The sequence below is a fragment of the Arthrobacter sp. E3 genome (assembly GCF_017353415.1).
Taxonomy (GTDB): Bacteria; Actinomycetota; Actinomycetes; order Actinomycetales; family Micrococcaceae; genus Specibacter.
Genome location: NZ_JAFMPX010000004.1, coordinates 17,270 through 29,518 on the forward strand (window position 1 = coordinate 17,270; position 12,249 = coordinate 29,518).

General features: G+C 59.5%; 7 protein-coding genes. 1 reads left to right on the plus strand and 6 read right to left on the minus strand.

The genetic code is table 11. The features are described 5' to 3' along the window. Positions 1–58 precede the first annotated feature (58 nt). The 5 genes from JMA46_RS02955 to glf form a co-directional block, all read right to left on the minus strand. On the minus strand, positions 59–2,020 hold the full coding sequence (locus JMA46_RS02955; protein ID WP_207343808.1) for a DUF6541 family protein: 1,962 nt from the start codon (positions 2,018–2,020) through the stop codon (positions 59–61). 108 nt (positions 2,021–2,128) lie between these two features. Beyond that, positions 2,129–2,857, minus strand: a complete 729-nt coding sequence (locus JMA46_RS02960; protein WP_207343809.1) for an ABC transporter ATP-binding protein — start codon at positions 2,855–2,857, stop codon at positions 2,129–2,131. Beyond that, positions 2,857–3,750, minus strand: coding sequence for an ABC transporter permease (locus JMA46_RS02965; RefSeq protein WP_207343909.1), 894 nt, complete (start codon positions 3,748–3,750; stop codon positions 2,857–2,859). Before JMA46_RS02965 ends, JMA46_RS02960 begins: the two co-directional genes overlap by 1 nt. An 8-nt stretch (positions 3,751–3,758) precedes the next feature. After that, complete coding sequence (locus tag JMA46_RS02970) at positions 3,759–5,801, minus strand: glycosyltransferase (RefSeq protein WP_207343810.1); 2,043 nt, start codon at positions 5,799–5,801, stop codon at positions 3,759–3,761. Beyond that, a complete protein-coding gene (gene glf, locus JMA46_RS02975) occupies positions 5,798–6,982 on the minus strand; it encodes a UDP-galactopyranose mutase (RefSeq protein ID WP_207343811.1) in 1,185 nt (394 codons plus the stop codon). The genes JMA46_RS02970 and glf overlap by 4 nt, the downstream gene beginning before the upstream one ends. A gap of 862 nt (positions 6,983–7,844) precedes the next feature. Between glf and JMA46_RS02980 the strand changes: the two genes are divergently transcribed. Then, on the plus strand, positions 7,845–11,741 hold the full coding sequence (locus JMA46_RS02980) for an FtsK/SpoIIIE domain-containing protein (RefSeq protein WP_207343812.1): 3,897 nt from the start codon (positions 7,845–7,847) through the stop codon (positions 11,739–11,741). Positions 11,742–11,759: 18 nt separating this feature from the next. On the opposite strand, the gene JMA46_RS02985 is transcribed toward JMA46_RS02980, so the two are convergent. Further along, on the minus strand, positions 11,760–12,239 hold the full coding sequence (locus tag JMA46_RS02985) for a hypothetical protein (protein WP_207343813.1): 480 nt from the start codon (positions 12,237–12,239) through the stop codon (positions 11,760–11,762). Positions 12,240–12,249 lie beyond the last annotated feature (10 nt).

Consider the following 12,249-nt stretch of genomic DNA (forward strand, 5'->3'; position numbering starts at 1 on the left):
TGAGAGCAAAACCACCCCGAGGGGTGCAACAAAGGGACTCCCGCAGGGCCGCTGTTCATCACCAGCAGGCCGTCACTCGGTAGAGTTTTGCAGCGCCCTGCTCATCAACCAACACCGCCGTGCCGGAATCAGCCAAATTCTGCAGCCCGCCAAAGTCTTTGCTGTCGGGATGATTCAGCAGGTATTGGTTACCGAAGTCAAGTACGTACCTGACGTTGAGCTTCCGGACGGCATTGCACACGGCCGGATTGGAATTTGCCGTGTTCAGTTTTTCCTCCACAAGTTCCTCAGCGGGCGTGCCCTTTTGCGAAAGGTGGTAGCGCAACACCTTTCGGTTTGCAAACGCATAGACCAGGCCGGAGCCGTTCCATGGATTGCCTGCAATGACGGCATCTGCAGGCACTTCACTGTCAATCCGAGCCAGCAGTTTGTACTCGTCGTCGGAGAGTATGGATGATGATGTGTTCCGTTCATAGAACACCTTTTGCCCTCCGATGTAGTTCCGGATAGTGCCCACCTGCGTGCCAAGGACCAGCAAGGCGAACAGCACGAGCACCAGCGCAGCGCCCAGCGTTTTGGTCCACCCGGGTGCGTTCCCTGAAAGCTTGGACACGGCTGAGAGAACAACTTCCACGACGCGGCTGAATCCAATTGCTGCCAGAACCACTGCGAAGATGGTCAGGTATGCGGCGACCCGGTTCGTGTCCGCATACCAGATACCCGTAAGGAACGTTCTGATAAATCCCCGGTCCAACGAAGCGTCCGTAACGTACAGCGAGCCGGCCACTGCATAGCTGAGCAACCACCAAATTTGGGTTCTTTTGCCCAAAATGATGGCACCGCCCATGACCGCCAGAATGGAGATGACCCAGGTCGCTTCGGTTCCCATGACACCGTTGGCAACCACTTCGCCGATGGCGCCCGGAACATTCGTGTGGGGTGTCCATCCGCTGTAGTCTCCCGGACGCAGTTTCATCCACAACACATAGGCAATAGCCAAACCGGCGGCCAAGGAAGCTGCCACCATGGCGTATCTCCAGAGCCGCGCCTTCGCCTTCAGCAAGCCCGCGACGTGGACGCCGACAGCCCAAAGGACGATGGGAGCGCCGAAGGCCATCAATGCGCCTATTGCGCTCATGTGGGAGAACGCCAAGCCGGGAACCATAATCACTGCCGCGGCCCACAGCCGCAGGGGCCGTTCCTGGTGATCGGACAGCCTGCACAGCAGGATCACAACGGCTAGAGCCGCCGGCAGGGCACTGACGGAAAGCATATTGGGGAACAGCGGGCCCCAGACAAGCAGCAGGAACGGGAAGGCCACCATGCCTGCGGAGGCAATGCCAGCCGCCACCAGCGCAACGGGTTTGGGACCGGCCACCACCCTTGTAAGAAAAATAATGGAAATGGGCCAAATGATGGCGGCAACCACCATGTTAACGGCGTTTTCCGCCACTGCAATGGGGGTGCCCGTCAGCTGAACAAGCAAGGCAGCAAGGTCATGCCAGACGGCAGGATAAACGGCGCCCAGCCCCTGTCCGCCGGCCATCTGGCCCAGTGTGAGAGTTGACCCATTTCCCGTGTCCAGAATGTGCCTGACAGCGTTGAGCTGAAAGACGTTATCGTAGCGTTGGGAGATGTTGTCCGGGGCCCCCACCAACTGCATGAACCGCCGGGCAATAAGCACTGCAGTAACAGCAGCACCCAGCAACATTGCAACAAGCCCCAGCCAGGAATCCCGGTGAAAGCCGGCACGGTTGGTGTTCTTCTGCCGAAAGTCGGTCACCAGCCACGCTGCAACGCACGCGGTAGCGCCAAGGACCACAACGGGCCAGACGCTCCAATTCACCCGCACAAACGGGGCCACGACTGCTGCAACGCCAACCACCGAAAGCGACAGCAGAGGGGCCAGCCCGAGCAAGGTTGTGCGCCGGAAGCCCAAGGCGTAAGCCAAGGCGCCCCCTGGTACCAGCACAAGGGCAATACATACCAGCACTACTGGCACGGCGGTCCACCAGGACACGTTTTCCTCCAAGGTTGAGGGCGGCCTTACCGTGTGCGGGGATTATCGCAAGATGCTGATTTCCCTGCTGAACAAGCTGCCAGGCAATACTAAGGCTTTTGGGTGCTGCTAGCTGCGAAGCTTAGCAATGACATCGTCAACGGGACCATCCATGATGGCGTGTCCCTGCTGCATCAGAATGCCCCGGTCGCAAACCTTGGCCACGACATCCAAATCATGGCTGACAACAATCAAGGTTTTTCCGGCTGTATGAAGTTCTTTGATTTTAGCCAGGCACTTCTTTTGGAAGGGCTCGTCGCCCACCGCAAGAATCTCGTCGATGAGAAAGACGTCGGGATTCGTATGGACTGCGACAGAGAATGCCAGGCGCAGGTACATCCCGGAGGAGTAGAACTTCACTTCCGTGTCGATGAACTCCTCAATCTCGGAGAAGGACACGATGGAGTCGAAAGCCGCATCGATCTCATCCCTACTCATGCCCAGGATCGCACCGTTGAGGTAGACGTTGTCCCTGCCGCTGAGGTCCGGATGAAATCCCGCCCCCACCTCGATCAACCCGGCCACCCGTCCGCGTGTGGCGATGCTTCCCGTGTCCGGCAGCATCACGCCGGAGATGTGTTTGAGGAGGGTTGATTTTCCAGAGCCGTTCAGGCCAAGCAACGCCACGGATTCCCCGGTGGCAATGTTCAAGGTGATGCCACTCAAAGCGTAAAACTTCTTGGACAGATCCCCCTTTCGGCCCTTCATAATCCACACAAAAGCTTCCTTGAGGGACCGGGTGTGGCGCAGCACGAATTTCTTGCTGACATTTTTGATTTCAATGGAGTTGGTGGTCATTAGAGCTCCTGCGCAAAGCGGCCTTCAAGCCGCCGAAAGACCAGCTGTCCGAGGATGAGCACTGTCAGGGAAATGGCCAGGCCAACCGGAATCCACAAGGAGGCCAAGTTGGGCACCAACGCCACCGTTTCAATTGTTGTGGGATACCAGAATGCCCGATGGAAGCTCTCCACGGCCACCGTCAGAGGGTTGAGTTGGTAAACGGCAAACCAAGTGGGACCAACTTTATTGTGAACCATTTCCCACGAGTAGAGCACCGGAGATGCCCACGTGGCGACCAGCAAGAGCATGTCCACGAAGTTTTCTGCGTCGCGAAAGTACACATTGACCGCGCCGAAGAAAAGGCCAAGGCCTGTAGCCAGCAGACCCACCATGACGAAGGCAGCCAGTGCCACTCCAATCTCGATGAACCCCGGGCGCCAGCCATTGAGCAGACAAACGAAGCCCAGAATCAACACCTGGGGCAGGAAGTGCACGGCCGAGACCCACACCGAGGCCACGGGGAACAGCTGGCGTGGCAGGTAGATCTTTTGGATGAGGCCGGAGTTTCCCACCACGGAGCGTGCGGCGTTGCCCAAAGCTTCGGTGAAGAAGTTGATCAGGGCAATGCCGGAAAACAGGTAGATGGCATAGTTGGGCATCCCGGACCTGTTGGTTGGGCTCTGCTCCAAACCCAGAAATACTCCCAACGCAATGTAAAATACGACGAATTGCATGCCGGGCTTCACGTAGGACCACATAATGCCCAGGATTGAACCGCGGTACCGGACTTTCAGTTCTTTTTGCACCAGAAGGGTCAAAAGATACCGTGACCGGAAAACATCCCTCAGCCCGCTGCCGTGCCCGGGGCTGGTGAGCGGGGGAAGAGTGCCTGACGAACCGGTTCTCCCCACCTTTACTGTCACTTCCCCGAAGCCGTGGTGCGCTCAACAACCGGCGCCGGGTTGGCGGCGAAAGTCTTCTCCCACGTTTCAGGTGAAGTGAAGTTGGGCAGTTCCTCCTGATAAGTCTTCGCCAGCTCATCCCATCGCAGCATGAGCTTCCTGTGCAGGTTCATGCTGCGAAGCAAGTACTTGCGGAATGTCTTGGCATCCTTCTTGTACCAGGATGCGCCGCTCCCGTCGGAAGATGAAACAAGTGCGGAGTTCAAGCGGGCAAGGCGCCACCAGCGGGCATCCATGGCTGGAACAACTGCCTCGGGGAAGTCCACGGACCCGTCGCGCGGATCCCGGGCTGCGCTGAGCATACCTGACAGGGCCTGTGACAGGGCAGCAGGCATGCTTGCCGGTGCACTGGGAACAATACCGAACTTTGGCGGCTTGACACGCTTGACCGGTGGGAACTTGGCCAGGTCCTTGCTGACCTGGGCGTCGGAGAAGGTGCTGCGGATGCGGCGGATCTCGGGTAGTTTGGTGCCGAGGTTGCGGTGCAGGTGTGAGGGGCCTTCAAGGAGGTCCTCGAGGGCCTGCAGCCGCAGTTCAACGGAGGAGTACTGCATGGACAGCAGGTGGCGGACATCGACCATGAGGCTGTCCAGCGGCATGCGCCCGCCACGGTTGTACGGGGAGTACAGCATGGTGGCCAGCCAGCGGTTGCGCTGGTGAAAGTAGGCCTGCCAGTCGATCGTGTCATCTTTTTCAGTCCAAGGCATGTGCCACACGGCTGCACCCGGCAACGTGACCGTCGTATAGCCGGCAGCTTTAGCACGAATACCGTATTCCACGTCGTCCCATTTGATAAACACCGGAAGAGCCAGCCCGATCTCCTTGATGATGGAGGTCGGGATCAGGCACATCCACCAGCCGTTGTAGTCAACGTCGATGCGGCGGTGCATCCACGGTGTGGTGCGCAGGTTGCTGGCACCAAAATCGTGGACGTCCTGGCTATCGCCCGAGGATTCGTAACGGAAACGGTACTCATTGATCACTTCACCAAAGTTGTGAACCACTGCGCGTTCATACAAGTTGAACATGTGTCCACCCACAATGGTGGGCTTGCGCGTGAAGTCGGCGAATTGCACAGCCCGCAGGATGCCTTCAGTTTCCATGAGGACATCGTCATCGAGCAGCATCACATACTTGCTCTTGCCGGCTTTGACCGTCTCGTGCATGCCACGAGCAAAGCCACCGGACCCGCCAAGATTCGCCTGCTCCACGAGCTTGAAGCGTTCGCCCAGGTTCGCTGCGGCTTCCTCGAAGCCCTTCTCGTCGCGAACCCGCTGGTTTCCCTGGTCGGTGACGATTAAGGTGTCCAGGACGGCCGTCAGGTCCGGAGATTCCGCGAAGGTTCGCAGGTGCTTCACGCAGAAGTCCGGCCGGTTGAACGTTGTCACGCCTACCGAAAGCGTTCCAGCCACGAAGCCTTCGGGCTGCGGCACAGACCATTCGGCACGCGTCATGGTGGTTGCCGTGTCGCCCGTGGCCAGGTCGAACCAATACCAGCCGCCGTCGGCAAAGTTCATGATGGACAGGTCAACGGTGACAGCCGCGCCCTTGGTGAGCTGCAGGCTTTCAACCCGGTTGGCGGTGCCGCGCGGAGTGGAGCGATACACGATGACTGTCGCATCGCCGTCGGCCTCCACCGTCAGCCGGACCTTTTCAACCGCGGTGTGGGCGCGCCAATAGCTCGCGGGGAATGCGTTGAAGTAGGTGCCGAGGGACACGCGACGGAAGGCCGGCAGGCGCAGCTCGCGGCGTCCCTGCACATAATCGGTGCGCTGGCGCGATCCCGAAGAACTCGCCGGGGAAGCAACGACTGTGTTGCTGGTACCAGCTTTCGTTTCTTCTTCCTGGACGGAAACCACACGCTGGGCTGCGTTGAAGTCAACATACAGCGGAAGGGTGTCGGTGTCGCCGTCGGTCGGGAAGACCACGCGGTGGACTGTCTTCCACACTGTTGCCTCGACGTCGGTACCAGATTTCTTGGTCTTCGTTGCTACGCTCACGCGTCAACTCCTCCGCTTTGCAGCTTCGCACCGCCGGTAAAGTGCGGCTTGATTTTGTTGTCATACATGTTCAGGGCCGAACCGATGGCCATGTGCATGTCGAGGTACTTGTAGGTGCCCAGTCGTCCGCCGAACAGCACGTCCTGCTCGCCGCGGGCAAGATCGCGGTAGGCCAGCAGCTTGCTGCGGTCATCGCTGGTGTTGACCGGGTAATACGGCTCGTCTCCCTTTTCGGCGAAGCGCGAGAACTCGCGCATGATCACCGTGGCGTCCTTGGTGTAGGAGCGTTCGGGATGGAAGTGCCGGAACTCGTGAATGCGCGTGTATGGCACGTCCTCATCCGGGTAGTTCATGACGGAGCAGCCTTGGAAGTCCTCAATCGGCAGGACTTCCTGCTCCAAGTCGATGGTGCGCCAAGACAGATCGCCTTCGGCGTAGTCAAAGTACCGGTCGACGGGGCCGGTGTAAATCACCGGAACTTGGCCGGTAACAGCCTTGCGGGAGTATTCGCCGTCGTCGAAGAAGTCCGTGTTGAGCACCACTTCGATGTTCGGGTGGTCCGCCATGCGCTCAATCCACGCGGTATAGCCGTCAACCGGCAATCCCTCGTGGGTGTCGCTGAAGTAGCGGTTGTCGTAGTTGTAGCGCACAGGGAGGCGGGAAATGATCGACGCCGGCAGGTCCTTCGGATCCGTCTGCCACTGCTTGCCCGTGTAGTGCTTGATGAACGCCTCATACAGGGGCCGGCCAATGAGCTGGATACCCTTGTCGTTCAAGTTCTCCGGGTCGGTGCCAGCCAGTTCGCCCGCCTGCTCCTGGATCAGCGCACGAGCCTCGCCCGGGCCCATGGATGAACGGAAGAACTGGTTGATGGTGCCCAGGTTGATGGGCATCTGGTAAACCTCGCCCTTGTGGGAGGTGTAGACCTTGTGCTGGTAATTCGTGAACGCAGTGAAACGGTTCACGTACTCCCACACGCGCTCGTTGGAGGTGTGGAACAGGTGAGCGCCGTAGCGGTGCACCTCAATGCCCGTCTGAGCTTCGTTCTCGCTGTAGGCGTTTCCGCCGATGTGGTGGCGGCGGTCCAGCACGGCCACCTTCAGGCCCAATTCGGTGGCGGCACGTTCTGCAATGGTTAGGCCAAAGAAACCCGAACCGACGACAACTAGGTCAGCGTTCACAAACTCTCCTGCGGTGCTTGGTGGCGATTTATGGGCACAGCAGTGCCGTGTTCTCCTCCCTAGGTTACCTGAACGTTATCCACCCTGCGTTGCATGGTGGGAATCCTCACACAGTCTTGGCGGCCTATAACCGATTTCCGTCCTCCACAGGGTGGCCTGTAGGTGCGCTTACTGACAAAGTGCGACGCCGTAACCCAGCGGCGCCGCTGGCACACCTAGGCTCGGAAACAGACAGACAAACAAGCACCAACTAGGAAAGCAACGACTGCCGCTGAGGTGGCTCAGTTGGTCCTGCTGTTGCTGGTTGCCTACTCAACCTTGTTTGCGGGCTGGCCTTCCCGGTTTGTTCATCGGTGTGGGGCGATTGGGAGGTAATGCGATGCTGCTTGAAGTCACGGTCGTGGCTGGCCCCGGTCCCGGCACCGGAACTGTATGTCCGGCTGCTCCCTTTTCACCCATGGAGCTCAGCATCACGTGGCCATCCGGCCAATCAGGGTCAAGCGGTTCAGGTCTGTCGTTGCAACGTGCTTTGGTTCAGCGCTGGCCCGGTTACTTTTTCACTGTTGCAGGCCAGCCGCTCCAGGCTTTGGAGGCGGGCACAGTCCCTCTTGTCAACGGCGCTGTTGTAGTGGCTTGGCAGGAAAGCCCAGGTCACCATAAATCTGGTGTCGCGGACGACGCATCTAGTAACCGCACCCCAGACGTCCAGCGTTCTATAGCCGACTTCCAAGATATTGACGGGTCAATCACAGCAGTGCTGGCGGTCTGTTCAGGACCAGGGGCAGGCGCTATTTTTGCTTTACGCAGGGGAACATACTCGCTGGGCCGTGGGCAGTGCCGCATCCGGGTGGAGGACCCTTCGTTGTCCAGGCACCACGGCACGTTGGTGGTGAATGCCCATGGGATTACCCTGCGTGCCACTGAGGGGTCCAGTGGATTCAGCATTCGCTCCGCCAATGATTCCCCGACTGCGAGCGCTGAGCGCTTCAATGGCACGGTGGTCCTTGAAGTGGGAGATTCAGTTTCCTGCGGGAGCAGCATCCTTGAGCTTCGTTTCCACGATCCCGTGCTGACTCTTTCGGATTTCGAACCGCACCTACTGGATTCTGCAGCGATGAGGCCTTTGTCTGTGTCGCATCCTGCTGGCTCCCAGCGCAGCCGTGTCGCCTTGACTATTGCAGGATGCCTGCCCTTGGTGTTGGGCGTGGGGCTTGCACTGGTGACTGGTTCGTGGATGTTCCTGGCCTTTGCAGCCATGGGTGCCATGGCGGCGTTGGTTCCTTTGTTCGGTGGGCGCAAGCGGCGCAATGCGTTCCGGGGCGCTGTCGACGCTGCAGTTCGGCAGGATGCCAGCCGGCGTTCACGTGCCTTCCCCGATGCAGGAACGTTGATGGTTGCCAGCCGAGCAGGGCCTACACCTCCCCAGCCCCAACGTTCCGGGGTACAGACAACGCTGCGTTTTGGCACTGCTGCCCAGCCAGCTGCGCTTGAGGTGACACCTGCCGATCCAGGATTCTCGGCTCCACGGCTGCCTGCACTCCCTTTCTGCATTCCGCTGTCTGCGATGCCCGTCACCGTTAGGGGTCCTGCTGGTGCAGTGCTCTCACTGTTGCACTATGTGGTGATGCAATTGGATGCTGCCGACATTCCGGTGGTTCTGCTGGGTTCGGCAGGTACCATCCCCTTGGCGGCCAGGTTCCTGCCCCACATAGTGCTTGCAACATCGGGCTCTGCGGCTACCCATGCCCTGGCACAATTACGTCTTGGTGCGGGCGTTGGCTCTGGCGCCCATGCAGCGGTGTTACTACTTGTGGATGAGCCGGCCTGTGCCTGGATCAGTCCCAGCCCAGGGCTGCGCGTTGTGCACTTCGCAGTGCACCCTTCCCGTCACCAAGGCACATTGGCAAGCACCTGTGCTGGCACAGAGCCCCCGCATGGTCCAGCCGGACCAACCGCCGGATCCCTCACTGCCGCCTCATCCGGAATTGACGCTGCCGACAGTGAAACCGCTGCAATGTTCGCCACAGTTGAAATGCGTGCTGCAGGAAACCACCTAACTGGCACTTTTGCCAATCAGGAGTTCACCCCCGATGGTGTGCCACCCACAGTATTTGACGCCTATTGTCGCCGTCGTGCTTTATCCGTGGCGGGTCTGGAAAAGGGACCTTCCGCACAGGGGCCATTGGAGCCCAATACGCTGCCGCTTCGTGAGCTGTGCTCGCGTGATGCCGTCATTGCGCAATGGAAGCTCTCCCATGGAGGCCCACTGCGTCCAATTTCGTTGGGCCAATCAGCTGAGGGCCCCACCAAGTTTGATTTTCTCCACGACGGTCCGCACCTGCTGCTTGGAGGCACCACAGGATCGGGGAAATCAGAACTTTTACGAACTCTCGCGGGGAGCTTGGCAGTGGCGCACTCCCCCGCAGACCTGCAGTTTGTGTTCTTCGACTTCAAGGGTGGCGCAGGGTTGGGAACATTGCGCAAGTTTCCGCACACCAGCTCACTTATTACCGATTTGGGCGGCGACGCCATGGATCGCACCTTGGCATCACTGCGTGCCGAACTCCATCTCCGTGAAGCTGCGCTTGCCGCCTGCGAAGCTGCCGACAGCGACTCCTACCGCGCCGCAGCGCTGCATCATGGTGCTGTTGAACGCACAGGAGCGCATGGCATGGCCCACCTGGTGGTCATTATCGATGAGTTCAGGGTGCTGGTTGACCAGTTCCCGGACGCCATGGCTGAACTGATGCGCATTGCCGCCGTGCGGCGGTCGTTAGGCATCCATCTGGTGATGGCTACCCAACGTCCACAAGGTGCCTTGAATGCGGATATCCGTGCCAACGTGACAAGTTCAATCTGCTTGCGGGTACAGTCCACCTTCGACTCCACCGATGTCATTGGCACCGGTGTGGCCGCAGCCATCAGCGTGACCACCCCAGGCCGGGCTTTCATCAGCAAGGCCGGTGCTGCGCCACAGGAGTTCCAAAGTGCAGCCCTCCGCCTGCCTTCTGTTGGCACCGGCCTGGGACCGGTGTTGGAGGATCCCGGTGAACGGATGTCCTTCCTACCTGCCTACTCCTCAGATCCAGGAGGCATCACAAGCGACGTGGCTGCTGTTGCCGGTCTCATGGTTGAGGCGTGGCAGCAGTACCGTTCCGAGGACACCACGCTTCAGCCGGCCGCTGCCGTTATCGCTGCTGAACTGCCACCGGAGGTGGACGTGGGCCGCACACGCAGCGAAGGTGCCCCCTACTGTGAAGGATCCCCCGTCAGTGAAAGAGCCCTCGGCAGTAATTCATCACTGCTGCTGGGATTCGTGGACGTGCCGCTACGCCAGAGTGTGGAGCCTTTGTTGTGGAACCCGGAACTGAACTCGCACTTGGCTTGTCTGGGTGCCACTCCCGAAAGTTCCCATGCCGTGGCGCTAGCCGCCGGGCAGGTGCTGGCCGCCAATATATCTGCTTCTGGAAGACCAGCATTCAACGGCGCAGTATCCACCAGCTCACCATCCAACGGCCTAGAAACTAGAGGCTCAACAGTCTCCGGCAGTCACGCCCTTCCACGGCTGCTGTACGTGTTGGACGGAGACGGCTCACTGCGCCGTTTTGCCGGCAGCCCTTGGGTGGGGGCACATGTAGGGCCGGACCAGCTTAGAACCGCAGCGCATCTGGTTGGCCGATTAGCGCAGACCGCCGGCGCCACCACCCAAACCCTTGTTCTGTGCATTACCGACTGGGGACGCTGGGCTGCCTCATTTCGGGCCAGCCCCTGGCACGAGACCGAAGACGGCATTGCTGCCCTGATTCGCTTCAGCCAGCCCAATCTGGTGGTCCTTGTGGGAGGCGGACGCGAGCTCCTTTCCACCCCGTTCCTGCCAGAAATCCCGAACCGGATCTTCCTGCCATTCGGTACTAGCTCGGAATCCACCATGTTGTGGCCCCGGATGCCCCGCTTCAAGCCCCTCCGTGGGCGTGGCGCTATCGCTGGGCCCGTCAACGAGTTGGTTTCAGGAGACGGTGGTGACGCTTTACACATTGTGCAGCTGGGAAATATGTCGTCAGTATCGTCGCAAACAGTTGGCAGCCAGAACGGATTCAGTCGTCGCGAAAGCAACACCAGTCGCAACGCACGTATACCAATCAATGGAAGCGCGGCGGCAGGCACGCTCCGTGTCTCAGCTCTGCCGGATTCGGTATCCATGGAACAACTACAGGAGGCTCTTTCCGGAGAGGTTACGGCGCGGGGCAGTCGCGGATCTCGTGGAATATCCGTCGTGGTGGGAATTGGCGGCGACGGCGGTCACCCTGTGCGGGTCAAACTCGGACCCGGCACCGTGCTTCCGGTTCTCGGCAGTCCAAGTAGCGGGAAAACAAGTTTCCTTCAGACCTTGGAATATTTGAACAGCAGTTCTCCCCGTGGCACACGCCCGCCACAGGCAGCGCCGCGGCTGCTCTGGTTGGATGACGCCGCAGCGTTGACTCCCACGGAGTTGCAGCAGGTGACTGAAAGCTTGGCGGCTGGGATGGTGCTGGTGGCTGCCTTCAACTGGCCTGGTCCGGCCGTTTCCAGCCTGCCTTTGTCTTGGGGCCTGCGGACAGCACAGCAGGGCATCGTCCTCAGACCCCGGCGCGCAGCTGATGGTGAGCTTTTTGGCGTTAGGTTGGACACCGTCGGAGCTGAGCCCTACGGGCGCGGGGTGCTGCTGGACCACGGTGAACGGTCTTGGTTTCAGTTTCCGATGCCGGGAACGTGCCCATGACGAAAGCGGCGCACGAGCCTACAAAACCTTGTTACTGGTTCCTGTGCGCAAAGAAAAGGCCACTACTTTCGGCGTGAACAGAAAAAACGCCACAGCCAACGGCGGCAACAGCAGCACCAGGCCCAAGGCAACATTTCCTTCCAGCAAAGTGGGTGTGGCAATGGCAACCATCAGAAGTTGCCATACAAACGCAGCCGACCGCGTCCAACGAAAGCCCTTATACGCATTGACAGCCACCGCGCTTAACGCCACCGCCAAGCCAAGGAGCAGGACGGAAAGAAAAATTGCACTGGCCAACGAAAAAACAGGCTGAGTAAACAGGGAAATGACTGACCATACCCCGGCCACACCCAGCGCCAGCGCTTCCAAACCCACCACGACACTCACGACGTAAACACCTAGCGGCCGCTCCGAAGCGTCAGTCACATCGTTCGTTTCTAGCGATGCGTTGGTCTTGGAATGAGGAGATTTAGCGGGAATCTGGGGATTGTTTTGCACACCTGCACCT